This window comes from Enterobacter soli (assembly GCF_964208575.1).
GTDB lineage: Bacteria > Pseudomonadota > Gammaproteobacteria > Enterobacterales > Enterobacteriaceae > Enterobacter > Enterobacter soli_A.
The window spans coordinates 1-24,090 of the sequence record NZ_CAXOFU010000030.1; the positions used below are offsets into that span (position 1 = coordinate 1).

Below are 24,090 nucleotides of genomic sequence, written 5' to 3' on the forward strand. Positions count from 1 at the left end.
CCCTGACACGTTCACAAGTGTTGTGGTGACAGAGAAGCATGGAACGAGAGGTGAACGGAACGACCACAGAAGCCGTATGTTCCCCTCACCCTGGCCCTCTCCCCAGAGGGGCGAGGGAGGGGTTCAGCGGGGACATTATCAATGGAGATCCCATAGCCGCCAGGAAGAAATAACCACCAGGTCTATCCCAACACCATCGTACTCAACCGGCAGGTGCAGCACCGCCGCCCCTGCTCGTCATACACCACAATCTCCCAGCTCTGGCTCGAGCGCCCCAGATGCAGCGGCTGGCACACGCCGCGCACCTTACCCTGGGACACCGCGCGGTGATGGGTGGCGTTAAGCTCCGTTCCCACCACGTTCTGCCCGTCGCGGGTCATCAGGTACCCGGCCATCGATCCCAGCGTTTCCGCCAGCGCCGCCGATGCCCCGCCGTGCAGCAGGCCAAACGGCTGATGGGTGCGCGTGTCGACCGGCATCTCCGCTTCGAGCGTGTCGTCGCCGAGGCGGGTGTAGACGATGCCCAGATGCGCCACCATCGTGTTCAGGCTGGTGGCGTTAAGCTCCTCAAGGGATAAATGACGTTTCCAGATCATCTACGCCCCCAGCGTGGAGCCGCCGTCCACCACGATATCCTGCAATGTGATATGGCTTGCGGCGTCCGAGGCGAGGAACAAAATCGTGCTGGCGATCTCCTGCGGACGGGCGATTTTGCCCAGCGGAATGCCGAGCTTAAACTGCTCGCCAAAGCCGCGAATGCGCTGCTGTTCCGCATCGTCGCTTGTCCACAGGGTTCGCTGCATGTCGGTATCGGTGGAGCCGGGTGATACCAGGTTACAGCGCACGCCGCTGCCCGCCAGCTCCAGCCCGACGGTCAGCGCCAGGCTTTTCAGCGCGGCCTTCGACGCCCCGTAGGCGCTCATGCCGATGCGCGGGGTATGGGCGGCGTCAGAGGCCACCGTCACCATCGCCCCGCCCTGCTGACGGCGGAACTGCGCCATCGTCTGCTGGAACAGGTTAAACGCCCCGCCCACGTTAACGGCAAAGGTCTGCTGCCAGTCCTCCAGCGAGAGGCTGTCCGTCGCCCCCATGCGCAAAATCCCGGCGGCGTTCACCAGCACGTCCAGACGCTCAAGCTTCGCCAGCAATCGCCCACAGACCGCCTCTACCTGCGCGGCGTCCGCCACGTTGAGGGTTTCGGTGGCAAACGGGTACGCCGCGTGCGGGAAGGCCAGGTCGAACCCGGTCACCGTGGCGCCCGCCTCAGCAAAGGCCAGCGCGGTGGCGTAGCCAATGCCCTTGCCCGCCCCGGTCACCCAGACGGTTTTGCCGGTAAAATCGAATCCGGCCATCACTTCACCTCGCGGGAGAGCAGCGCCCACCAGGCGTCGAGGGTCGGGTTTTTCGCCAGCATCACGAAATCAATATCGCCGTGGACTTTGCGCCAGCGGGCGGCCAGCGCCATCATGCGCACCGAATCCAGGCCGTAGTCGATCAGGTTCTCGTCATCCATCGGCTCGTCGGACTCGTCCAGCAGCGGCAGCACGAGGGCGCGCAGGGCCTCTTTTGACGCCGGAACGGACGGCAGCAGTTCGTCGGTCATCACCACGCGGCCGGAGCGCCCCGCCACGTAGCTGAGGGACATCAGGTGCTCGTCGCGGGTGAAATCCGCCAGCGCGTCGGCAATAAAGAAGGGTTTGATGTCGCGCATGAAGGCGTCGGTGGCGGTGGTCATGCAGCCGATATGGGCATACACCCCGGTGATCAAAAGCTGGTTGCGGCCCGTTTCTTTCAGCATCTGCTCCAGCGGCGAACGGTGGAATGCGCTGTAGCGCCACTTCACCAGCACGGTATCGGCTTCGTCCGGCGTCAGTTCAGAGACGATGCGCTGCTGCTCCGGCGAGCGGGTCAGGCCCGGCCCCCACATGTCGTTGAGCAAAGCGCGGTCTTCATCGCTCTGCTCTTTAGGCTGCGCGGTGTAGTAGACCGGAATGTTGTGCTTTTTGCAGTAGTCGCGCAGCGCCGCGATGTTCGCCACCACCTGCTGCATCATCGGGCTGTTGTCGCCCCAGAAGTTCAGGAAGTACTCCTGCATGTCATGAATAAGCAGCGCCGCGCGCTCCGGCTCGAACGCCCAGTTCACTTTGTTGTTCGGCAGCTCTGCCGCGGTTGGCAGCGCGTAAGCGGTTAATTTTGGAATAGCCATCTTCGTGTTCCTCAGCCCTGGGCGCGTTCAGCCAGCCACAGGCGCAACTGTTTTTTATCGACTTTGCCGACCGGGGTCAGCGGAAGGGCATCAACGCTCTCGACGCGGTCCGGCAGTTTGAATTCCGCAACGCCCTGCTCGCGCAGAAAGCGGCGCACCTCAACCGCGCGCAGCGGCTGCTTCACCACCAGATACGCGCAGCTTTTCTCGCCAAGCAGGCTGTCTTCCATGCTCACGAGGGCGACGTGGATCACCGACGGGTGGCGCAGCAGCAGGTTTTCGATCTCCTCTGCGGCAATCTTCTCGCCGCCGCGGTTGATCTGATCTTTCTCGCGCCCCTGCACGGTGATGTAGCCCTGCTCGTCGATGGCGATCAGATCGCCGGAGCAGTAAAAGCCGCTGGCGTCAAAGGCGCTGGCGTTGTGCTCCGGGCTGTTGAAATAGCCGCGGAAGGTGTACGGCCCGCGGGTCATCAGGCGCCCGACCTCCCCGCGCGGCAGCGGGTTACCGTTTTCATCCGCCACCCACACCTCGTCATCCGGACACATCGGACGGCCCTGTGTATTGATGATGCGCTCCGGCGCGTCGTCGAGGGCGGTGTAGTTCACCAGCCCTTCCGCCATGCCGAACACCTGCTGAAGCTGGCAGCCCATCTCCGCCGGAATGCGCGCCGCAAGGGTGGCAGACAGGCGCGCGCCGCCCACCTGAAGCAGCCTGAGCGAGGCAAGCTGCCCGCTGTCCGCCCCGTCGGCAATCGCCTGCAGCCACAGGCTGACCGCAGGCGGCACCAGCGACGTCACGTTAATCTGGTGCTTTTCGATCAGCGGGAAGCAGAGCGTGGCGCTCGGATCGTGCGCCAGCACCACGCAGCCGCCCGCCGTGAAGATGCCCAGCGAGCCGGGGGAACTCATGGCGTAGTTATGGGCGGCAGGCAGCGCGTTCAGGTAGCGGGTATTGGCGGTAATCCCGCAAATTTCGTTGCTGCGGCGAATGCTGTAGTCGTAGTCATTGTGCGTGCGCGGAATGAGCTTCGGCGTCCCGGTGCTGCCGCCGGAGAGCTGGAAAAACGCCACTTCGTCGGCAGGGGTTGGGGACGGAATAAAGTTATCCGCCGGGCGGCCAATCGCCGCCTCCAGCGCGCGTTCGCCGCCATCGCCACGCAGCAGCACGGCTGAACGGTGCTCGTTCACAAAGCCTGTGAGAAATTCATCGTTCGCAAAGAGCGCGTGCTCGCGATCGGCAATCAGCAGCGCGGGTTTGATCTGCGCGGCGTAGGCGGTCAGCTCGCTGCGCTGATGGCTGAACAGCGCGTTGACGGGGGCAATTCCCGCCTGCAAAAGCGCGAAAAAGGTGATGTAAAACTCGGCGACGTTGCCAAGCTGCACCAGCGCCGTGTCGCCGCGCTTCAGCCCCTGCAACTGCAAAGAAGAGGCGAGATTATTCACGGCCTGATTAAACTGGCGATAGGTAAACCGGCGCTCACCGTCAATAATCGCCACCGCGTCGCTGTTCGCGTGGCGGGTGAGAATGTCGGTCAGGGGGCGATCCAGCCAGTAGCCTTTTTCACGATAGCGGCGGGCAAAATCGTCCGGCCAGCGGGTAAAGGGAACGGTCATAATAATTCCTCAGTGCAGGCCAAAAACGTTCAGCATGGTGGAGAGCTTCACGCCCGTTTCACGCCACTCCCCCACCGGGGAAGAGGCCGGGACGATGCCCGCGCCGGCAAACAGACGGACGTGCTTTTCCTGCACCCGCGCGCAGCGGATGGTGACCACCCACTCGCCGTTGCCTTCGCTGTCGCACCAGCCGACGATGCCGCCAAACAGTTCGCGGTCGAACGGCTCCAGCTCGGCGATCAGCTGCTTCGCCGCCTGATGTGGGAAACCGCTCAGGGCGGGCGTCGGGTGCAGCAGGCAGGCGAGCGTCAGGGCGTTTTCGTTTTCACGCGCCTCCCCTTCTACCGGGGTCGCCAGATGCCAGAGCGTTGGCGTCGTAATGAGCTGCGGCGAGGCCGGCATACTCAGACGATGGCTGCGGGGTTCAAGAATGGCTTTCATTGCCTGGGTGACGAGGTCGTGCTCGTGGCGATCCTTTTCCGAGGCCAGCAGCTTGTTGCCCGCCTCTCTGTCCAGCACGTCATCCGGCTGACGGCGCGCGGAGCCGGCCAGCGGCAGCGAGCTAAAGTGGGCGCCGTCTTTACGCAGCAGCAGCTCCGGGCTTGCGCCGAGCAGCACGCCGCCGTCCTCCAGCGGCACGTGGAAGTTAAAGCTTGCCGGGTTCTGAGCGATCAGACGCTCCAGCAGGGCGCTGCTGTCAATCTTCTCTTCGGTGGCAATCTCAATCAGACGCGACAGCACCACCTTGTTCACCTGCGGCGTGGCGGTCAGCTGCGCCGCGCGCGCCACCATCTGCTCAAAAACGGGCTGGTGCGGGATTTCCGTGCGGCTCTGCACGGTCAGCTTCTGCGCGTTCGCATGGTAGCGCGCAGACTGCTGACGTGCCGGGCGCGAGAAGGTTTGCCAGCTTTGCGGAATAAAGAGCGACGAGGGCTGGCGGGTGTCGAACGGAATAGCCCCGACCATAATCGGGTGCGCGATGCCGCTGGCTTTTGCGTTCTGGAATGCCTGAGCAAGCTTTTGCTGGAACTGCCCTGCCGGATCGTCGCCGCCAGCGGCGGATTCAGAGAAGCGGGCAAAACAGCCTGACGTGGTAAAACTGCGGTAAGGCGACATAAAGAAAAAGCTGTCTGATTGCAGCGTGGTCGCGGTGTGCTGGATGTCCTCAGCCAATGACGTATCCATATCATCCTCCTCAAAATGATAAAAGCAGTAATAATGATTATCATTTATATTTTCGATGGCTAACCTAATCGCACAGCGCCGCGGTGTCAACCGCCGGGCGAATAACTTATTCGACTAACGCTTGCATCCCTCCTGCGCAATCATGAAAATGAGAAGCATTAACTTCAACAAAAACAGGATGCCGCTTTGTGAAACTCCCCGCTTTTTGCCGTAACACCCTGCTTTTAACAGGACTTTTTGTTTTAGGACTTACCTCAGCCCACGCCGCCGACTGGCCGCGCCAGGTCACCGACAGCCGCGGCGTTCACACGCTTGAGAGCAAGCCCACGCGCATTGTCTCCACCAGCGTGACCTTAACCGGCTCCCTGCTGGCGATTGACGCCCCGGTGATTGCCAGCGGCGCGACCACGCCAAACAACCGCGTGGCGGACGCGCAGGGCTTTTTGCGCCAGTGGGGAGAGGTAGCAAAACAGCGCAAGCTGGCGCGCCTCTACATTGGCGAGCCGAGCGCCGAAGCGGTTGCCGCCCAGATGCCGGATCTGATTCTGATTAGCGCCACGGGCGGGGACTCCGCGCTGGCGCTTTATGAGCAGCTTTCGGCCATCGCCCCGACGCTGGTGATTAACTACGACGACCAAAGCTGGCAGGCGCTGTTAACGCAGCTGGGCACAATCACCGGGCAGGAAAAGCAGGCCAGCGCGCGGATTGCCGAATTTGACAAGCAGCTCGCCCAGGTGAAACAGCAGATGAAGCTGCCGCCGCAGCCGGTGAATGCCATCGTCTATACCGCCGCGGCACACAGCGCGAACCTGTGGACCGCCGAGTCCGCGCAGGGCAAGCTGCTGCACCAGCTGGGCTTTACCCTGGCCGATCTGCCCGCCGGGCTGCACACCTCCCAAAGCCAGGGCAAGCGTCATGACATTATTCAGCTGGGCGGTGAGAATCTGGCAACGGGCCTGAACGGTGAAGGGCTGTTCCTGTTTGCGGGCGATCAGAAAGACGTGGATGCGATTTACGCGAATCCGCTGCTGGCCCACCTGCCCGCGGTGCAGAACAAGCGCGTATGGGCGCTGGGAACGGAAACGTTCCGGCTGGATTATTACAGTGCGATGCGGGTGCTGGACAGGCTGAAGGCATTGTTTAAGTAGGTTGCAACCCCCGATCCCTTCAGATTGAGGTTCGCACAGAACCATCCCCTCGCCCCTCCGGGGAGAGGGTCAGGGTGAGGGGAACATACGGCTCAGGCGGTCATTCCGTTCACCTTACGTTCCCTGCTTCTCTGTCACCACACTACCTGTGAACGTGTCAGGGAGGCTCGCCGCCGCCTCCCTGACCACCCTGGCTCCCGGCAAGAAAATCGTCGCTTCGCGATGCCCTCAGCTTATTCCTTCAGGCTTTCGGGTCGGGCACCAGCCTGCATCCCTGCAGGCTATGCCCTCTCGGCGCGTCCCTGCGCCTCGCCCCGGCCTTACGGAAACGCTTCGGCGATTTTCGGCCGGAACAGGGTGTCGCTGTAATTCATTTACTTTTATGAACAATTTCATCGCTTTGTGACATTACAATTTCTGGAGATGCACCAGCACCTTTGGAGAACAGGTCACGCCGCACTGTCGTTCAACACCACCTCCTGCCGGAACCTTCTCAGCTCCGCCAGCGTCACCAGCAAAATCGCGCCGAGGATCGCCAGCACAAGCCCGCTGCTGCTTGCCGACGCCACCGGGGTCATTATCGCCCCCAGGCCGCCCAGAATCGCCGCGCCAATCGCATCCCCGGTGACGTTCTGCGCCGTCCACAGGCCGTTGATGCGACCGAGCATCCCTTCCGGGGTTTGCGTTTGGATCAGGGTGTACTGCAGCAGCGAGCTGATGGCGCTCAGCCAGCCAAAAATCACCAGACAAAGCACGCCCAGCGCCCAGACCGGCATCAGGCTGAAGAAGGCGATGGCGATAAACGACGCCAGCGTGGCCAGCAGCATAATCAGCCCCGGACGTCCGCTCTGCGCCAGGTTGCCGCTGGTGAGCGCGCCGCACGCGGCGCCGAGCGGAATGGCGGCGTACAGCACGCCAATCTCCGAGGCGCTCATCCGCCACTCCCCCGCCAGCGCCGGGTACAGCACGCGCACCGCGCTCGCCATCGTCAACAGCGCGCCGAGCAGGGCGATGCCGCCAATCAGCGGATTGCTGAACAGAAAACGGATCGCCGCCATTAAGGATTTCAGCGGATGTTCACGCGGCTGCGGCGGAGGCGGCAAAAGCGGCAGGCGCAGCAGGGTCAGGGTGGTGATAAACGTCCCCGCCGCCGCCAGACCGTAGTTCCACGCCACGTTGCCGGTCGCCAGCAGCAGGCCGCCGACCATCGGGGAGATCACCGAGCCAAGACGCACGGTGAGCATAGTTATCGCCCCCGCCTGCATCAGATTCTCGCGCCCCACCAGCGCGGGCGTCGCCGCCAGCAGCGCCGTCACGCCAATCGAGGCAAAAAAGCCGTCCCACAGCCCCAGGGCATAAATCGCTATCAACGACGGCTCCGGCAGCATGGCGTTCAGGCACAGCCCGACGAAGCCTACCCCGCAGGTGCCGCGCGCAATTAGGATCAGCTTTTTACGTTCATACCGATCCGCCAGCACGCCGCCCACCATCAGGCCGATGAACATCGCCCCGCCGGTTAAGGTGACGGACAACCCCACCAGCCAGCTGGAGTGGGTCATGGTCTGGATTTGCACCGGCACGGCCACGCCGAGCAGGCCGAGGGATAAAATGGAGATAAAACGTGCGATAAAGACCGCGCGAAACGCCGGATGGGTCTTCAGCAGGCTGAGGTTGAGCAGCCAGGATTTTTGATTCATGACAAGGCCTTGAGGTCTAACGAGCTACCAATTCCATGGTCGCACATGCTAACATAGCTAAATAAGATAGATAACGATAATTAATATCATTATCAAGTCATGGACGTTGCTATGTCGTTTTCCTCTTCTGCGGTACGCGCCCTTGCCGTGCCCGTTTTATTGCTGCTGTTGATCCTCGCGATGGCGCTCAGTCTGCTGGTTGGCGCGAAACCGCTGCCCGCGTCCGTCATCGTCGATGCGCTTTCCGGCAGCTGTTCGAGCGCCGACTGCACCATCGTGCTCGATGCCCGCCTGCCCCGCACCCTTGCCGGACTACTGGCGGGCGGCGCGCTCGGTCTTGCCGGGGCGCTGATGCAAACCCTCACCCGCAATCCCCTCGCCGACCCCGGCATTCTGGGCGTTAACAGCGGCGCAAGCTTCGCCATTGTCCTCGGCGCGGCGCTGTTTGGCTTTACCTCGCCGTCCGAACAGCTGGTGATGGCCTTTTGCGGCGCGCTGGCGGCCTCGCTGGTGGTGGCGTTTACCGGCAGTCAGGGCGGCGGACAGCTCAGCCCGGTGCGCCTGACCCTGGCGGGCGTGGCGCTCGCCGCGGTGCTTGAAGGGTTAACCAACGGCATCGCCCTGCTCAACCCGGACGTCTACGACCAGCTGCGCTTCTGGCAGGCCGGATCGCTGGATATCCGCACCCTCTCGACCTTAAAGGCGGTGATTGTTCCGGTCACCCTCGCCGCCGCCGTGGCGCTGTTTTTGAGCCGGGCGCTGAACAGCCTGAGCCTGGGGAGCGATACCGCCACCGCGCTGGGCAACCGCGTGGCGCGCACCCAGCTAATCGGCCTTCTGGCGATAACCGTCCTGTGCGGCAGCGCAACGGCGGTGGTCGGGCCGATTGCCTTTATTGGCCTGATGATGCCCCACATGGCGCGCTGGCTGGTGGGGGCGGATCATCGCTCGTCGCTGCCCGTCACGCTGCTGGCGACCCCGGCTCTTTTACTGTTCGCGGACGTTATAGGTCGTCTTTTGGTTCCCGGCGAGCTTCGCGTGTCGGTGGTGAGCGCCTTTATTGGCGCGCCGGTGCTGATTTTCCTCGTGCGCCGTAAGCGCGGAGGTGGCGCATGATGGCTCCGTCCCGGCGCTTACTTATTAGCCTGCTGCTGCTGGTGACGGCGATTGTCGTGCTGGCGGTCTGGAGCCTGCGCAGCGGCGCGGTGACCCTCGATTTCACGCAGGTCTTCAACGCCCTCTTCGGCAGCGCGCCGCGCAACATCGCTATGGTGGTCACCGAATGGCGCCTGCCGCGCGTGGCGATGGCGATTCTGGTCGGCGCCGCGCTCGGCGTCAGCGGGGCGATCTTCCAGTCGCTGATGCGTAACCCGCTCGGCAGCCCGGACGTGATGGGCCTTAACACGGGCGCCTGGAGCGGCGTGCTGGTGGCGATGGTGATCTTCGGCCAGCACCTGACCGCCATAACCTTTACGGCGATGGCGGGCGGGATTTTAACCTCGCTGCTCATCTGGGCGCTGGCCTGGCGCAACGGCATCGACACCTTCCGCCTGATCATTATCGGTATCGGCATCCGCGCGATGCTGATGGCGTTCAATACCTGGCTGCTGCTGCAGGCCTCGCTGGAAACGGCGCTGTCCGCAGGCCTGTGGTACGCCGGCTCGCTAAACGGCCTGACGTGGGGCAAAACCTGGCCTGCCGCGCCGCTCATCCTGCTGATGTTTATCGGCGCGCTGCTGCTGGTGCGGCGGATGCGCCTGCTGGAGATGGGCGACGACAGCGCCTGCGCGCTCGGGGTGAGCGTTGAGCGCTCGCGCCTGCTGCTGATGCTGGTGGCGGTGCTGCTGACGGCGGCGGCCACCGCCATCGCCGGGCCGATTTCGTTTATCGCGCTGGTGGCCCCGCATATCGCCCGGCGCATCAGCGGCACGGCGCGCTGGGGCTTAACCCAGGCGGCGCTGTGCGGATCGCTCCTGCTGCTGGCTGCCGATCTCTGCGCCCAGCAGATGTTTTTGCCTTATCAACTTCCGGTGGGCGTGGTGACCGTCAGCCTCGGCGGGATCTACCTCATCGTTTTGCTCGTTCAGGAGTCACGCAAGAAATGACAGACACGGCTACCCGCTTGCGCGGCGAAAAGTTAACCCTCGGCTACGGCAAAAAAATCATCGCCCGCGACCTGAGCGTGGCGATCCCCGACGGGCATTTCACAGCGATTATCGGCCCCAACGGCTGCGGTAAATCGACCCTGCTGCGCACCCTGAGCCGCCTGATGACGCCCGCGGAGGGCAGCGTGTACCTCGACGGCGAGCAGATCCAGCGCTACGCCAGCAAGGAGGTGGCGCGACGTATCGGGCTGCTGGCGCAGAACGCCACCACGCCGGGGGATATCACGGTGCAGGAGCTGGTGGCGCGCGGGCGTTATCCGCACCAGCCGCTGTTCACCCGCTGGCGCAAAGAGGACGACGACGCGGTGAGCCGCGCGATGCAGGCCACCGGCATTGTCGACCTGGCGGCTCAAAGCGTTGATACCCTTTCCGGCGGACAGCGCCAGCGCGCGTGGATAGCGATGGTGCTGGCGCAGGAAACGTCGATCATGCTGCTGGACGAGCCGACGACGTGGCTGGATATTAGCCATCAGATCGACCTGCTGGAGCTGCTAAGCGAGCTGAACCGCACGCAGGGCTACACCCTCGCGGCGGTACTGCACGACCTGAATCAGGCGTGCCGTTATGCGACGCACCTGATTGCCCTGCGCGACGGGGAGATTGTGGCCCAGGGCGCGCCGAAAGAGATTGTGACGCCCGCGCTTATCGAGCGGATCTACGGGATGCGCTGCATGATTATTGAGGATCCGGTGGCGGGTACGCCGCTGGTGGTGCCGCTGGGGAGACGTGCGGTCTGATGCCCTCACCCTGGCCCTCTCCCACAGGGAGAGGGAACCGACCGAGCGAAGCGTTATTAACGCGATCCCATTGCCTGCATAAAAGATAATCTTAAAGCGACACCCTGTCCGGCCGAAAATCGCCGAAGCGTTTCCGTAAGGCCGGGGCGAGGCGCAGGGACGCGCCGAGAGGGCATAGCCTGCATGGATGCAGGCTGGTGCCCGACCCGAAAGCCTGAAGGAATAAGCTGAGGGCACCGCGAAGCGGCGATTTTCTTGCCGGGAGCCAGGGTGGTAAGGGAGGCGGCGGCGAGCCTCCCTGACACGTTCACAAGTATTGTGGTGGAAGAGAAGCAGTAAACGTGAGGTGAACGGAACGTCCACCGCAGCCATATATTCCCCTCCCCCCGGGAAAGAGAAACACTATCCCAATATCTCCCTTAACACCGGCCCTATCGCCTTGAACGCCTGCGGCGAAATAATATCCACGTGGGCGCAATCCTGATGATACACCTCAAGCTCGCCGATCCACGGCGCCCAGGCGACCTGCGGATCCATCGTGCGCGTACGCTCGGCGACGAACAGCGTCGCTTTGCCGTCGAACCGTGAACTGTGCGCCGAGGTTAATAACCGCACCGCATCGGCGTAGTTCCCTTCGATGGCGGTAAACAGCTCGCTGGAGCCCTGCCCCTGCTGCGCCGCGATAAACGCCTGGCGCTCGCGCTCGATTTCGGCCAGCACCTCGGGATCGAGGCCGTTGGCCTCTTTCTCCGACCAGTTTTGCGTTTCCGGCGGCCAGGTATCCAGCAGGCCGAGGAACGCCACCGCCTCACCCTGCTCGCGCAGTCGCGCCGCAATGCCCTGCGCCAGCGTGCCGCCGAGGGAATAGCCGAACAGGTAGTAAGGGCCGCGGGGCTGCTGCGCGCGCAGCGTGACAAGGTGATGCTCAATCACGCCGTCGAGATCCGCGCAGGTCTGCATCGGCCCGTCCGGGCGCGGCGACTGAATGCCGGTAATCGACCAGCGCGGGCTGAGATAGCGCGCCAGCACGCTGAACTGCCACGCAAACCCGGACGCCGGATGGAAGCAGAACAGCGTCGGGCCGTCGCTTTCCCGCAGCGGTAACAGGCTCTCGTACCCCAGACGCTGCGCCTGCTCGTCGCTGAGCGGCGCGTCAAGCAGCGCGCTGAGTTTGCTCACCGTCGAGGCGACCATAATCTGCCCCGGCGTGACCCGGCAGCCGAAGGCGCGGCTGAGCTGGGCCGCCAGGCGCATCGCCAGCAGCGAATGGCCGCCGAGGGCAAAGAAGTCGGCGTCGATGTCGTTGATCTCGCAGCCGAGCAGCGCCGCGAAGGCCTGCGCCACGGTGATTTCCGTCGCGCTTTCCGGCGCGCGACCGGCGGTTTTACCGGTCAGTTCCGGCAGCGGCAGCGCCTTGCGGTCAAGCTTGCCGTTGGCGCTGAGCGGCAGCGCGCTGATTTGCAGCAGCACCACCGGCACCATGTGCGGCGGTAGCTGCGCTTTCAGCGAGGCCAGCAGCGCATCGCGATCCAGCGGTAAACCGGATTCCGACACCACGTAGCCCACCAGCTGGCGGGCATCGCCGCCGGTCGCCGCCGCCTGATTGAACACGCACGCGTGCGCCACGGCCTGCGCCACGTCGGGCAGCGACAGCATCGCGCGGTCGATTTCGCCGAGCTCAATACGCTGGCCGCGAATTTTCAGCTGATCGTCGCTGCGGCCGAGATACTCCACCGCGCCGTTATCCAGCCAGCGGGCGACGTCCCCGGTGCGATACATGCGCTCGCCCGGCGCAAACGGATCGGCGATAAAGCGGCTGGCGGTCAGATCCGGGCGTCCCAGATACCCCTGCGCCAGCTGAATGCCGGTGAGATAAAGATCCCCGGCCACGCCAAACGGCACCGGGCGCATCATCGCATCCAGAATGCGCAGCCCCGTGTTCCACACCGGGAAGCCAATCGGCACGCTGTTGCCCTCCACCGCCGCCAGCTCAGGGCCACAGGCCGGATACCAGCTGACGTCCACCGCCGCTTCCGTTGGGCCGTAGAGGTTGTGCAGCGGGGCGTGGGTCAAGGCTTCCCACTCGCGGCACAATTCGGTCGGCAGAGCTTCGCCGCTGCAAAACACCTGCTTGAGGGTCTTGCAGCAGTTCGCCGTTTCCGGAGTCAGCGAGGCGACAAAGGCCGCCAGCATCGACGGCACAAAGTGGGTGGTGGTCACGCCGTAGTGCGCGAAGAAATTCTGCATCGCCTGCGGATCGCGGTGCGCGTCCGGCTCGGCCATCACCAGCTTCGCCCCGGCGATAAACGGCCACCAGAACTCCCACACCGACACGTCAAAGCTGCACGGCGTTTTTTGCGCCACCACGTCGTCGGCGGTCAGCGGGTAATGATCCTGCATCCACATCAGGCGGTTGACGATGGCGGTATGCCCGACCATGACCCCCTTCGGACGCCCGGTCGAGCCGGAGGTAAAGATGATATAGGCGGTCTGCTCCGGCGTTGCCAGGTTCAGCGGCTCGCTGCCCGCCGCGGGTAAAAGTGCGCTGTAGCTCATCGCGGCTATCGGCAGATCGCGAAAGCGCGGAAGCTGCTCGTCGGTCGTGATCAGCAGGGACGGGCGGGCATCTTCCAGCATCATGTGCAGACGATCGTCCGGGTAGCCGGTGTCCAGCGGCAGCCACGCGGCGCCCGCCTCCACAATGCCGTGCAGGGCCAGGGTCAGGAACACCGAGCGCGGGAGCGCCACCGCCACGCTGTCGCCCGGCTTCACGCCGCGTTCGCGCAGCAGGTTTGCCAGCGCCACCACCTGCTCGCGCATCTGGCGATAGCTCAGCTGGTGGTGCGCGTCCACCAATGCGGGGGCGTCCGGGGTTTTGCGCGCCTGCTCCGCCACCAGCCCGGCGAGGGTGGTCGCGGGCAGGGTTTTGTCCGTCGCGTTAATCGCCGCCAGCTGCTGATATTCGTCGTGAGATACGGTTTCGACCTCGCCGCAGCGCAGGTCAGGGTTCGCCGCAAACTGGCGCAGCATTGCGTTCAGGCGCGCAGCGTGGCGCGTGAGGGTCGCTTCGTCGTAACGCTGCTTGTTGGCGAGGATCTCAATGCTCAGGCCGCCCTGCTCGTCCGGGAACAGCGCCAGCTCCAGATCGTTAACCGGGCCGGTGGCAAGCGTGTGGGTTACGGCCTCCACGCCGTCGATGTCCAGCTGATAGTCAAAGACCTTCACGTTAAGCACCGGGCCAAACAGGGCTTCGTCCCCCGCCGCGCGTCCGCTGTCGCGGACAATCTGTTCGGCGTCGTAGCGCTGATGCCGGCGCATTTTCTTAAGCTGGCTCGCCAGACGCAGCGCCAGCTCCGGCAGGCTCTCCTGCGGGACGATGTTCACCGCCATCGGCAGCACGTTCAGCACCGGCCCGGTGGCGGTAAGCGCCGCCGATCCCATCCGACGCATAAAGATAAACCCGGCGGCGTAGTCCAGCCGTCCGGTCAGGCGACCGAGCCACAGCGCCACCAGCGCGAGGGCCAGATCGGTGCGCTGCGCCTGCCCTGCCGCCTGAGAAAGCACCTGAAAAGCGCGGCTGTCTGCGGAAACCTTCAGGCGCAGAATGTCGGTGGTGGCCGCCCTTCCCGGCAGCGGCGCGGAAGAGAGCGACACCGGCGGCGGGAGCCGTTTGCGCTGCTCCGCCCAGAACGCGCCGTCGCGCTGGTACGCCTCGCTGTCGCGATAGCGCTGATACTCTTCCACCACCTCGGCAAACGGCGTGAACGGGGAGTCCGGCGCGGCATCGCCCTTTTTCCACGCCCGGTAAATTGCGCCGATCTGGCGGGTAATAGCCGGGAAGCTGAAGCCATCCACCACCAGATGGTGATAGCGCTGATACCAGTACCAGCTGCGCTCGCCCACCTGAATCAGCAGGTGAAACGCCAGCGGCTGCCCGCTGTCCACGCGCAGGTTTTGGCTAAGATCCGCGTCCATCAGCGCCAGCGCCGCAGCGTGAGAATCGGCCTTTACGATAGCGGGTTCGGGCAGCGTTGCGGCGTCGTCCACCCACTGCCACACGTCGCCGTTATCTTCCGCAAAGCGCGTGCGCAGCGTGTCGGCCTGCATCATGCCTGCGGCAATGGCTTTCGCCAGCAGCGGCGCGTCGATGTCGCCTTTCAGTTCGGTGTAGTGCGCCACGCTCCAGGCGTTCGGCAGGTCGGAAAGCTGTTCCGCCATCCAGATACCCGGCTGGGCGGCAACGAGAGGAAGACGGTTCATGCGCTCTCCCCCGCAAAATGGGACGGGACAAGGGTTTGCCAGTGGGCCGCCAGCCACTGCTGGCACGCCTCCTGAGACTGGGGTTCGCAGACCACGCGCCAGCCGGCGGGCAGTTCGCACTGCTGCGGCCACAGGCTGTACTGCGCCTGGTCATTGCACAAAATCGCGAACTGTCCCTGCGGATTATCGAAAGGATTACTGAATTCCATACAGACTCCGTTATTGAGTAAGCGGCTGCCAGAGGGTCATCAGCCCCTGCGTCAGCCCACCGCGCCAGCAAAGCGCATCGTGTCCGCCGTCAACCTGACGCCAGATAACCTGCTGCTGTGTGCGTTGAAGTTCGGCGAAAATCGCCTGATTCGCGCGGAAAATCAGCGGCTCGTTGCGCCCGGCCTCAAGGACAATGCGCAGCCCGCGTGCGGTTTTTTCACCCGCTTTGAGTTGTTCGATAAGCAGCCCGTCCTGCTGCGCGCCGCGATGCGGCCACCAGTAAGAGCCGGACTGGCTGAGCACGCAGCCAAAACGCTGCGGCCAGTTAAGGCCGGCATACAGCGCAGAGAGCCCGCCGAAGCTTTGGCCCGCGACCACCGTTTTGTCGGCGCGAGGGCTGAACGGCGCGGCGGCGTGAACAAGCGGGAGAAGCTCATCCTGCACCGCCAGCCAGAAATCGGGGTTGCAGGGCAGCTCGCGGCTGCGGTGCGCGGTGTCGATAACGTCGATCAGCACGTAAACGGCGGGGGGCAGTTTGCCTTCCTCGGTGAGCGCCGTCAGCGCGGGCCATACGGGCATACTTTCGGCCCAGAACTGCCCGTCAAGCAGCACCGCCAGCGGGCGATCGGCCGCGTTCTGACCGGTGGTGAAGATCCACACGCGGCGGGTATTGCCTAATCTGCGGCTTTGCCAGGTAACGGCGCGCGGCGGCTCGGCGAGCTGAGCCTGCGCGTTCCAGCCGGGCTGAACCGGGGCGTCGGGCATTTCCAGCGCCGACACGGCGTGCCCGCGCCCGCCACGCCAGCTGTGGGCGTTGAGCGGGTCGGAAATCGCGTGCGGCAGCAGTTTGCGCCAGCCTTCGCGCAGCGCCATGCGGTCGGGCCGTTCGCCGTGAAACACCGCTTCGGCAAAATCCTGTTCGTTCTCAGAGGGAATAAAGCAGTAGCTGCCCCGCCACCCGGGGCTGAACTCGCCCTGCCATTGCCAGACGTCGGTGCCGGGAACGCGTTCGAGGGACTGCGGGCGGGCGTTCTGGTGATGGTCGGTCACGCCGGTGATGTACAGCCAGACGCGTTTTATCGCCGACGCGCCCTCATTTCCTGCCGGATCGCGCCACCGGAAGGTAACGCGATAGTGCTCCCCCTCGCGCACCCGCTCAGGGCCTTTTACTGACTGCCACCAGGCTTCACTTCCCGTTGCTAACGCCGTCACGCTTATAACCTCATGTTTATCGTGTCTTTTTTGGTTACACGGTAAAATTTATTGATAATATTATTGATAACTATTTGCATTTGCAATAGCGTAGTGCCCGCGCTGTGGGAAGCGCGCTCATAAAATAACCATGCCACGTATTGTGTGCGCTCGAGGACAGGGCTGCTTACGCAATTGCGGGTGACAACAAGCCGCCTCCTCTCCCTTTCGGGAATGGAGCCAGGAGGATGCGGCATGAAAAGCAGGACGTACAATGAATAAGAAGATTCACTCCCTGGCCTTGCTGGTCAACTTAGGGATTTACGGCGTCGCGCTGCCTGCCCTGGCAGACGACAACACCGCCGGAACGACGGCGCAGCATGAAGATACAATGGTGATCACTGCTGCCCAGCAGAACTTACAGGCGCCCGGCGTATCGACCATTACCGCCGATGAAATCCGTAAAAATCCTCCCGCCCGCGACGTGGCTGAAATCATCCGTACCATGCCGGGGGTTAACCTGACCGGTAACTCCACCAGCGGCCAGCGCGGAAACAACCGTCAGATTGACATTCGCGGCATGGGCCCGGAAAACACCCTGATCCTGATTGACGGCAAGCCCGTCACCAGCCGTAACTCCATCCGTCTGGGCTGGCGCGGCGAGCGCGATACCCGCGGCGATACCGGCTGGGTGCCACCCGAGATGATCGAGCGCATCGAAGTGATCCGCGGCCCGGCGGCCGCGCGCTACGGTAACGGTGCGGCGGGCGGCGTGGTGAACATCATCACCAAGAAATTCGACGACCAGTGGCATGGTTCCTGGAACACGTACCTGAATGCGCCAGAGCACAAGGACGAGGGTTCCACCAAGCGCACCAACTTTAGCCTGAGCGGCCCGCTGGGGGGCGATTTCAGCTTCCGCATGTACGGCAACCTCGATAAAACCCAGGCCGATGCGTGGGACATCAACCAGGGACATCAGTCTGAACGTACCGGTGCCTATGCGAACACCCTGCCGTCCGGTCGCGAAGGCGTGGAAAACAAAGACATCAACGGCGTGGTGCGCTGGGACTTTGCGCCGATGCAGTCCCTGGAGTTTGAGGCGGGCTACAGCCGCCAGAACAACCTCTACGCGGGCGATACGCAGAACACCAACAACGACAACGCGCTGGTGAAGAAGAATTACGGTAAAGAGACGAACCGCATCTACCGTCAGAACTTCGCCGTAACCTGGAACGGCGGCTGGGATAACGGCATCACCACCAGCAACTGGGCGCAATACGAACACACGCGCAACTCGCGCCTGGGCGAAGGCCTGGCGGGCGGTCTGGAAGGGTTGTTCAACAGCAACAAATTCACCGACACCGACCTGGCAGACGTGATGCTGCACAGTGAAATCAACCTGCCGATCGATTTCCTCGTCAACCAGAACCTGACGCTGGGCACCGAGTGGAACCAGCAGCGCATGAAGGATTCCACCTCCTACACCCAGACCCAGCAGGGCGGCGCCATTCCGGGCATGAGCGACGACCGCAGCCCTTACTCTCAGGCTGAGATTTTCTCGCTGTTTGCCGAGAACAACATGGAGCTGACCGACAGCACCATGCTGACCCCGGCGCTGCGCTTCGACCATCACACGATTGTCGGCAACAACTGGAGCCCGTCCCTGAACCTGTCCCAGGGTCTGGGAGATGATTTCACCCTGAAAATGGGCATCGCGCGGGCGTACAAAGCACCGAGCCTGTATCAGACCAACCCGAACTACCTGCTGTACAGCAAAGGCCAGGGCTGCTACGCCAGCAGCGACGGCGTGGGCTGTTACATGCTGGGTAACGACGATCTGAAAGCCGAAACCAGCATCAATAAAGAGATTGGCCTGGAGTGGAAACACGACGGCTGGCTGGCGGGCGTGACCTGGTTCCGTAACGACTACCGCGACAAAATTGAAGCGGGCTATGCGCCGGTCGGCCATACCTCTACCGGTAAAGTGCAGACCGATATTTACCAGTGGGAGAACGTGCCAAAAGCGGTGGTGGAAGGTCTTGAAGGAACGCTGAACGTTCCGGTAAGCGACAGCATCAACTGGACCAACAACATCACCTATATGCTGCAAAGCAAGAACAAGGAGACCGGCGATCGTCTGTCGATCATTCCTGAGTACACGCTGAACTCAACCCTGAGCTGGCAGGTACAGCAGGATGTGTCGCTGCAATCGACCTTCACCTGGTACGGCAAGCAGCAGCCGAAGAAGTATAACTACAAGGGTCAGCCGGTTAGCGGGTCTGAGAAAGACGAAGTTAGCCCGTACAGCATCGTTGGCCTGAGCGCGACCTGGGACGTGACGAAAAACGTCAGCCTGACCGGCGGCGTGGATAACGTCTTCGACAAACGCCAGTGGCGCGCGGGCAATGCCCAGACCACCGGTAACGCCACGACTGGTGCTTATATGTACGGTGCCGGAGCCTATACGTATAATGAGCCGGGTCGCACCTGGTTCATGAGCGTGAATACGCACTTCTAAGGTGAAGCATGTTTTTGGTTAGGGTGAGGGGAATATACGGCTCTGGTGGGCGTTCCGTTCACCTCACGTTCCCTGCTTCTCTTTCACCACAATACGTGTGAACGTGTCAGGGCGGCTCAGTCGCCACCGCCCTGACCACCCGGGCTCCCGGCAAGAAAATCGCCGCTTCGCGGTGCCCTTAGCGTTTGCTCCAGGCTTATCGGGGACGGGCGGAGGTAACGTCCCTGTAAACCCGCCCTCGCCGCGCATCCATGCGCGTCGCCCCGGCCTTCCGTAAACGCTTCGGCGATTTTCAGCCGGACGGGGCGTCGCTTTAAGATTATCTTCTATGCAGGCAATGGAATCGCATTAATAACGCTTCGCTCGGTCGATTCCCTCTCCCCGTGGGAGAGGGCTAGGGTGAGGGCATCAGACCGCACGCCTCCCCAGCAGCATCGCTATAAAGCACCTCGCCGCACATCGCCCCGGCCTTCCATAAACGCTTCAGCGATTTTCAGCCGGAACAGGGTGCCGCTGTAACCAGTATTATTATGATAAATTCTCATCGCATCATGAGATGGAAATTACGGGGGATCCCTCAGCCCTGCAGGAGAGGACCGAAGTGAAGGCGCCAGGCCGCACAATTTCTTAAAGGAAAATCATGCACATAACCTACTCCACGCGCCTTCTTGCCCGCCACGCCGTTCATTGCATCGCCTTCGATCCCTCAGGCTTTACCGACGCCGATCTCCTGTGGCTCCCCCACCACGCGGAGCTTGCTCACGCCGGACGCAAGCGTAAAGCCGACCATCTTGCCGGGCGCATCGCCGCGGCGCACGCGCTTAACGCTCTGGACGTCCGCGCCGTTCCCGGCATCGGCCCGAGTGGTGAACCGCTGTGGCCAGCGGGCGTTTCCGGCAGCATCACCCACAGCGGCACGCTGGCGATGGCCATTGCCGTTGCTCGCCGTGATGCCCTCATCGGTATCGACTGCGAAGCCATACTGCCCGCAGAAGAAGCCCGGGAAATCAAAGATGGCGTGATTGATGCCCTGGAAGAGCCCCTGCTTACCCGGTCAGGCTACCCGTTCGCCCTGGCCCTGACGCTGGCGTTCAGCGCCAAAGAGAGCCTGTTTAAAGCCCTCTTCCCGCAGGTAAAAACCTATATGGGGTTTGATGCCGCGCGCGTGACGCATATTGAGGAACACCGCCTGACGCTGGCCCTGACGCAGTCCTTTGGCGAGTTTGACGAGGGGACGTGTTTTACCCTCGACTGGCAGAGGGTTGACGGGCGCGTTTGTACGCTGATTGTGGCATAACGCGCGGGTTAGGCGATTTGCTTACGTACCAGCAGTTACCCTGAATTAAAATTTGGCGATAATTCAGGGGGAAGCTCTCTTAGCTTTTAATTGAAATAATAATTACGAGAAACGGGTAATATTTGAAAATATAACCAAAGAATAATTAATGATATTGCGAACACACCAGGCAGCGGTTCGCTTATCTTTCCTGCAATAGCATCAGTTCGGCTGTTCATTGCCCCGCCAGCGCACGGTAAAACGCCGGGTTTTCGCGAATCGCATTCAGTACTTTGGCCGCCAGTCCCGTTGGGTTGCGCCGTTTTGATTCCCAGCTTTTGATCGTGTCAACGCTTGTGCCCAGCGCCTTTGCCATTTCACTTTGCGTAACATTAAGCTGTTCCCTTATCGCCCTGACGTCTGCGACGTCATAGCGCGTCACCCTTGAAGGCGCTCGTTTCCCGCTCTGAATCTCCACCGCCTCTTCGAGGGAAGATTTCAGTTCATTAAAGATGCTCATGATCCACCTCCTTCTCACTAATGGAGTACATAGTACACCTTTCATTTGTACGATTGGAAGCGGCATTGGTGAGAATTGCCGTGAGCTGTTTAAGCTCCGCTTTTTCCGCCTCAGTCAGGTTATCTTTACTGTTTTTAGGGTAAGCCATGAGGAAGTAGATCGTCTCAGCGGTGGCAAGAAAGTAGATCACTCTGGCTCCGCCTCTCTTTCCTTTTGAGCCCACAGCCATTCTGATTTTTCGCACGCCGCCCGTATGCCGGATTAAGTCTCCTTTATCCGGCCACGCAATAAGTTCTCTTTGCAATTCCTTTAATTCATCATCCGTAGCAATGCTTTTAATTTGTCGTGTGAAATTTGACGTTTCGATAAACTCTATCGCATGACTCATTCATGGTTCCTTCCCTAATAGAAGCAATAGCCTGAATGCCTTCGCATCTGGCTTCCGCGGCTATTTTACTCACTCCTGAACATTATCTCGCCACCTACCTGTATATAAAACCAGTTAAAAGCAGTTTTTCAGATTTCATTTAGATAGCGGAATCACGCGCGCGATAGCGTCCTTTCCAAAAAAGAGCCATTTAATAGTGATATATCACTACGCTAATATTAACTTTTACATATAAGAATTAAATATTAGCACCGCAATTAATTTAATTAATTGCACCTCTATTGACAGTTCCTCAACCTATCCCGTAAGTTTTAACTGAATGTCATTCCATTCGAAATATACAATATATTTAAACCGAGAATTAAAGAATCTGTCATTATTCTTTAATTCTTCCGCGCATTTTATTTTTGAGTTACACAACCGTGAGATAACATCATGAATAATATTGCAAACCCCGTTGTCGTTATCACCGGCGCCAGCAGCGGTATCGGTGAAGCCATTGCCCTGTATTTAGCAAAAAAATCCTATTCGCTGGTGCTGGTTGCGCGCCGCCTCGAGCGGATTAACGCCCTGGTGGATCGGATCATTCAGGAAGGTGGACGGGCCATTGCCGTTAAGGCCGACGTCACCCGCCAGGACGAGGTGCAGCACGCAGTGGATGCCGCCGTGGCCGAGTATCAGCGCGTGGATGTGCTGATTAACAACGCCGGATTTATGGCGATTGCCCCCCTTAGCGAGCTCAAAACCGACGAGTGGGATCGCATGATCGATACCAACCTCAAGGGCGTGCTGTACGGCGTGGCGGCGGCATTGCCGGTGTTTAAGCGCCAGGGCAGCGGCCATTTTATCAACGTGGCGTCCGTGGCGGGCATCAAGGTTCTGGCCCCCGGCGGGGTGGTTTACAGCGCGACCAAATTCGCCGTTCGCGCCCTGAGCGAGGGGCTACGCGTGGAGGCGGGCAAGACCATCCGCACCACGCTCATCTCCCCGGGGGCGGTTGAAAGCGAGCTTCAGTTCGGCAGCTCGGACGAGCCGAGCAAAACTTTTTTGCATGAATTTTATAAGCAGGCCATTCCGGCGGACGCCATTGCCCGCGCCGTACTCTTTGCTATCGAACAGCCTGGCGATGTGGATGTAAATGAAATTGTTGTTCGTCCAACGCAGGAAGAATTTTAGCAGGACTTAATTAACGCTGAATGAGGTGTGGTTATGATTAAATCATTAACGTCCTTATCAGATTTAAATATGCGTTCCGGGGCCGATATTCTTCTTGAGGTACTCGAAAGCGAAGGCGTGGAATATATATTTGGCAATCCCGGCACCACTGAACTCCCGCTTATTGATGCCCTGCTCCGGCACGAAGATATTCACTATATTCTGGCGCTTCAGGAAAGTAGCGTCGTGGCCATTGCGGACGGCTATGCAAAAGCGTCCGGCAAAACCGGCTTTATTAATTTGCACACCGCCAGCGGTCTCGGCCACGGTATGGGCAACTTAATCAACTCGCGAATTATGAAAACCCCGCTGGTCGTCACCGTCGGGCAGCAGGACACCCGCCACTACGTGCGCGATCCGCTGCTGTATGACGACATCGTGTCCATCGGTGCGCCGGTGGTGAAATGGGCGCAGGAGGTGACCAGTGCCGATCAGCTGCCGGTGCTGGTGCGCCGCGCCTTTCACGCCGCCAGCTACCCGCCCGCCGGACCGGTTCTGCTTTCGCTGCCGATGAACGTAATGGAGGAAATCAGCGACGCGGGGATCCATACGCCGTCCCGTGTGGACTATCACTCCGTTGCGGGCTCGCTGGACGAACTGGCTCAAGCCCTGAGCCAGGTGGAGCCGGGCCGGGTAATGATTGTCGCCGGGGATGAGGTTCACTCCAGCGGCTCGACGCAGGAGATCGTCCGGCTGGCGGAGACGCTGGGCGCGCACGTTTACGGCTCGTCCTGGCCGCTGAACCTCCCCTTCCCCACCCAGCATGCGCTCTGGCGCGGCAACATGCCCACCACCGCGAATGAAATCGCTGGCATTGTTAACGCCTATGACGCGGTGTTTATCATTGGCGGCAGAAGCTTAATCACCATTTTGTACAGCGAAGGGGAAGCCATTCCGGACACCTGCGCGGTGTACCAGCTCTCTGCCGACATGAACGAGCTGGGGCGCACCTACGCCACGCGGCTCTCGGTGATGGGCGATATTAAACTCTCCCTGAACGCGCTGGTGCCGCAGCTGGAACAACGCCTGGTGGCGAACCACGTGCGCCGCCAGCGGTTGCTGACCGAGGCGCTCAGCGAGCGGGAAAAAGAGTGGCAGGAGCAGGAAGCGCGTCTGGCAGCGGAGCGCCTGAGCCCGGAAATTTCACCGATGGTGGCGGCTTACGAGGTCATCAGGGCCATTCCGCCGGGTACGACCATCGTCGATGAGGCGATCGCCACGGCGCGGCACGTGCGCAGGTTTATCTCCGACAGGCAGCACCCGCGCTACTACTTTATGCGCGGCGGCGGGTTGGGCTGGGGTATGCCGGCGGCGGTAGGGCATTCGCTGGGGATCGGTCGCGAGCCGGTGGTGTGCCTGATTGGCGACGGCGCGTCCCTCTACTCTCCGCAGGCGCTGTGGACGGCGGCGCACGAGGATCTGCCCGTCACCTTTATCGTGATGAATAACTGCGAATACAACATCCTGAAAAACTTTATGAAGGGGCAATCGCACTACAGTTCGACAAAGCTGGGACGCTTTATCGGCATGGATCTGATTAACCCGCATATCGATTTCCAGGCGCTGGCCACCGCGATGGGCGTTCGCTGCACCCGGGTGACGCAGGCGGCGGATATCGCCGCCGCGGTGACCCAGGGGCTCCAGTCAGGGAAGACCAACCTCATTGAAATCGCGATCTCCGCCGATTAGCCGCACGCTTCGCTGTAACCTACACATAACAGACCGACCGGCTTCACCCTGCGACGCGTTTTGCAG

At 61.5% G+C, this 24,090-nt stretch carries 19 protein-coding genes; 8 read left to right on the plus strand and 11 right to left on the minus strand.

The window, feature by feature from the left end:
* Window positions 1–182 precede the first annotated feature (182 nt).
* The 5 genes from entH to entC are packed head-to-tail and all read right to left on the minus strand — an operon-like array spanning window position 183 to window position 5,007.
* Window positions 183–596: a proofreading thioesterase EntH gene (entH, locus tag AB6V08_RS21670; RefSeq protein ID WP_368544856.1), complete on the minus strand. Its 414-nt coding sequence runs from the start codon at window positions 594–596 to the stop codon at window positions 183–185.
* The gene (gene entA, locus AB6V08_RS21675) at window positions 597–1,352 is read right to left on the minus strand and encodes a 2,3-dihydro-2,3-dihydroxybenzoate dehydrogenase EntA (RefSeq protein ID WP_368544857.1); all 756 of its coding nucleotides are present in this window, start codon (window positions 1,350–1,352) and stop codon (window positions 597–599) included.
* Complete coding sequence (locus AB6V08_RS21680) at window positions 1,352–2,206, minus strand: isochorismatase family protein (RefSeq protein ID WP_368544858.1); 855 nt, start codon at window positions 2,204–2,206, stop codon at window positions 1,352–1,354. Before AB6V08_RS21680 ends, entA begins: the two co-directional genes overlap by 1 nt.
* 11 nt (window positions 2,207–2,217) lie before the next feature.
* Complete coding sequence (entE, locus tag AB6V08_RS21685; protein WP_368544859.1) at window positions 2,218–3,822, minus strand: (2,3-dihydroxybenzoyl)adenylate synthase EntE; 1,605 nt, start codon at window positions 3,820–3,822, stop codon at window positions 2,218–2,220.
* Window positions 3,823–3,831: 9 nt separating this feature from the next.
* Window positions 3,832–5,007: an isochorismate synthase EntC gene (entC, locus tag AB6V08_RS21690; protein ID WP_368544860.1), complete on the minus strand. Its 1,176-nt coding sequence runs from the start codon at window positions 5,005–5,007 to the stop codon at window positions 3,832–3,834.
* Between the two features lie 188 nt (window positions 5,008–5,195).
* Between entC and fepB the strand changes: the two genes are divergently transcribed.
* Window positions 5,196–6,155, plus strand: a complete 960-nt coding sequence (gene fepB / locus AB6V08_RS21695; protein WP_368544861.1) for a Fe2+-enterobactin ABC transporter substrate-binding protein — start codon at window positions 5,196–5,198, stop codon at window positions 6,153–6,155.
* Between the two features lie 449 nt (window positions 6,156–6,604).
* On the opposite strand, the gene entS is transcribed toward fepB, so the two are convergent.
* Window positions 6,605–7,852 carry an enterobactin transporter EntS gene (gene entS, locus AB6V08_RS21700; protein WP_368544862.1) on the minus strand — a complete coding sequence of 416 codons (1,248 nt, stop codon included), beginning with the start codon at window positions 7,850–7,852 and terminating at the stop codon, window positions 6,605–6,607.
* Between the two features lie 111 nt (window positions 7,853–7,963).
* On the opposite strand from entS, the gene fepD reads away from it, so the two are divergent.
* Genes fepD through fepC form a run of 3 tightly spaced genes read left to right on the plus strand, consistent with a single transcriptional unit; the run spans window position 7,964 to window position 10,754 of the window.
* Window positions 7,964–8,968, plus strand: a complete 1,005-nt coding sequence (gene fepD / locus AB6V08_RS21705) for a Fe(3+)-siderophore ABC transporter permease (protein WP_368544863.1) — start codon at window positions 7,964–7,966, stop codon at window positions 8,966–8,968.
* Window positions 8,965–9,957, plus strand: coding sequence for an iron-enterobactin ABC transporter permease (gene fepG, locus AB6V08_RS21710; protein ID WP_368544864.1), 993 nt, complete (start codon window positions 8,965–8,967; stop codon window positions 9,955–9,957). Before fepD ends, fepG begins: the two co-directional genes overlap by 4 nt.
* Window positions 9,954–10,754 carry an iron-enterobactin ABC transporter ATP-binding protein gene (fepC, locus tag AB6V08_RS21715; RefSeq protein WP_368544865.1) on the plus strand — a complete coding sequence of 267 codons (801 nt, stop codon included), beginning with the start codon at window positions 9,954–9,956 and terminating at the stop codon, window positions 10,752–10,754. The genes fepG and fepC overlap by 4 nt, the downstream gene beginning before the upstream one ends.
* A gap of 402 nt (window positions 10,755–11,156) precedes the next feature.
* On the opposite strand, the gene entF is transcribed toward fepC, so the two are convergent.
* The 3 genes from entF to fes are packed head-to-tail and all read right to left on the minus strand — an operon-like array spanning window position 11,157 to window position 16,436.
* Window positions 11,157–15,014, minus strand: a complete 3,858-nt coding sequence (gene entF, locus AB6V08_RS21720; protein ID WP_368544866.1) for an enterobactin non-ribosomal peptide synthetase EntF — start codon at window positions 15,012–15,014, stop codon at window positions 11,157–11,159.
* Window positions 15,011–15,223, minus strand: a complete 213-nt coding sequence (locus AB6V08_RS21725) for an MbtH family protein (RefSeq protein ID WP_368544867.1) — start codon at window positions 15,221–15,223, stop codon at window positions 15,011–15,013. The genes entF and AB6V08_RS21725 overlap by 4 nt, the downstream gene beginning before the upstream one ends.
* A gap of 10 nt (window positions 15,224–15,233) precedes the next feature.
* Window positions 15,234–16,436, minus strand: a complete 1,203-nt coding sequence (gene fes, locus AB6V08_RS21730; protein ID WP_368544868.1) for an enterochelin esterase — start codon at window positions 16,434–16,436, stop codon at window positions 15,234–15,236.
* A 253-nt stretch (window positions 16,437–16,689) separates the two neighbouring features.
* On the opposite strand from fes, the gene AB6V08_RS21735 reads away from it, so the two are divergent.
* Both AB6V08_RS21735 and entD read left to right on the plus strand, forming a co-directional pair.
* Window positions 16,690–18,936: a TonB-dependent siderophore receptor gene (locus AB6V08_RS21735; RefSeq protein ID WP_368544869.1), complete on the plus strand. Its 2,247-nt coding sequence runs from the start codon at window positions 16,690–16,692 to the stop codon at window positions 18,934–18,936.
* Window positions 18,937–19,576: 640 nt separating this feature from the next.
* Window positions 19,577–20,233 (plus strand): enterobactin synthase subunit EntD, encoded by a 657-nt coding sequence (gene entD, locus AB6V08_RS21740; RefSeq protein ID WP_368544870.1) that lies wholly within the window; start codon window positions 19,577–19,579, stop codon window positions 20,231–20,233.
* A gap of 214 nt (window positions 20,234–20,447) precedes the next feature.
* Here the strand turns inward: entD and nadS are convergent, their stop codons facing one another.
* Together nadS and AB6V08_RS21750 are read right to left on the minus strand one after the other, a co-directional pair.
* Window positions 20,448–20,732, minus strand: coding sequence for a NadS family protein (gene nadS / locus AB6V08_RS21745; protein WP_368544871.1), 285 nt, complete (start codon window positions 20,730–20,732; stop codon window positions 20,448–20,450).
* On the minus strand, window positions 20,719–21,120 hold the full coding sequence (locus AB6V08_RS21750) for a type II toxin-antitoxin system RelE/ParE family toxin (RefSeq protein WP_368544872.1): 402 nt from the start codon (window positions 21,118–21,120) through the stop codon (window positions 20,719–20,721). The genes nadS and AB6V08_RS21750 overlap by 14 nt, the downstream gene beginning before the upstream one ends.
* Before the next feature lie 435 nt (window positions 21,121–21,555).
* Between AB6V08_RS21750 and AB6V08_RS21755 the strand changes: the two genes are divergently transcribed.
* Window positions 21,556–22,296: an SDR family oxidoreductase gene (locus tag AB6V08_RS21755; RefSeq protein WP_368544873.1), complete on the plus strand. Its 741-nt coding sequence runs from the start codon at window positions 21,556–21,558 to the stop codon at window positions 22,294–22,296.
* Between the two features lie 33 nt (window positions 22,297–22,329).
* Complete coding sequence (locus AB6V08_RS21760; protein ID WP_368544874.1) at window positions 22,330–24,024, plus strand: thiamine pyrophosphate-binding protein; 1,695 nt, start codon at window positions 22,330–22,332, stop codon at window positions 24,022–24,024.
* Window positions 24,025–24,090: the final 66 nt, after the last annotated feature.

What these genes read in the sequence shown, in the direction of transcription:
- entS (WP_368544862.1), bottom strand. Translation starts at nt 7,852, where the DNA reads ATGAATCAAAAATCCTGGCTGCTCAACCTCAGCCTGCTGAAGACCCAT.
- AB6V08_RS21680 (WP_368544858.1), bottom strand. Translation starts at nt 2,206, where the DNA reads ATGGCTATTCCAAAATTAACCGCTTACGCGCTGCCAACCGCGGCAGAG.
- entD (WP_368544870.1), top strand. Translation starts at nt 19,577, where the DNA reads ATGCACATAACCTACTCCACGCGCCTTCTTGCCCGCCACGCCGTTCAT.
- AB6V08_RS21725 (WP_368544867.1), bottom strand. Translation starts at nt 15,223, where the DNA reads ATGGAATTCAGTAATCCTTTCGATAATCCGCAGGGACAGTTCGCGATT.
- fepC (WP_368544865.1), top strand. Translation starts at nt 9,954, where the DNA reads ATGACAGACACGGCTACCCGCTTGCGCGGCGAAAAGTTAACCCTCGGC.
- entE (WP_368544859.1), bottom strand. Translation starts at nt 3,822, where the DNA reads ATGACCGTTCCCTTTACCCGCTGGCCGGACGATTTTGCCCGCCGCTAT.
- AB6V08_RS21750 (WP_368544872.1), bottom strand. Translation starts at nt 21,120, where the DNA reads ATGAGTCATGCGATAGAGTTTATCGAAACGTCAAATTTCACACGACAA.
- fepG (WP_368544864.1), top strand. Translation starts at nt 8,965, where the DNA reads ATGATGGCTCCGTCCCGGCGCTTACTTATTAGCCTGCTGCTGCTGGTG.
- AB6V08_RS21760 (WP_368544874.1), top strand. Translation starts at nt 22,330, where the DNA reads ATGATTAAATCATTAACGTCCTTATCAGATTTAAATATGCGTTCCGGG.
- AB6V08_RS21735 (WP_368544869.1), top strand. Translation starts at nt 16,690, where the DNA reads ATGAATAAGAAGATTCACTCCCTGGCCTTGCTGGTCAACTTAGGGATT.
- entA (WP_368544857.1), bottom strand. Translation starts at nt 1,352, where the DNA reads ATGGCCGGATTCGATTTTACCGGCAAAACCGTCTGGGTGACCGGGGCG.
- AB6V08_RS21755 (WP_368544873.1), top strand. Translation starts at nt 21,556, where the DNA reads ATGAATAATATTGCAAACCCCGTTGTCGTTATCACCGGCGCCAGCAGC.
- fepD (WP_368544863.1), top strand. Translation starts at nt 7,964, where the DNA reads ATGTCGTTTTCCTCTTCTGCGGTACGCGCCCTTGCCGTGCCCGTTTTA.
- entH (WP_368544856.1), bottom strand. Translation starts at nt 596, where the DNA reads ATGATCTGGAAACGTCATTTATCCCTTGAGGAGCTTAACGCCACCAGC.
- entC (WP_368544860.1), bottom strand. Translation starts at nt 5,007, where the DNA reads ATGGATACGTCATTGGCTGAGGACATCCAGCACACCGCGACCACGCTG.
- nadS (WP_368544871.1), bottom strand. Translation starts at nt 20,732, where the DNA reads ATGAGCATCTTTAATGAACTGAAATCTTCCCTCGAAGAGGCGGTGGAG.
- entF (WP_368544866.1), bottom strand. Translation starts at nt 15,014, where the DNA reads ATGAACCGTCTTCCTCTCGTTGCCGCCCAGCCGGGTATCTGGATGGCG.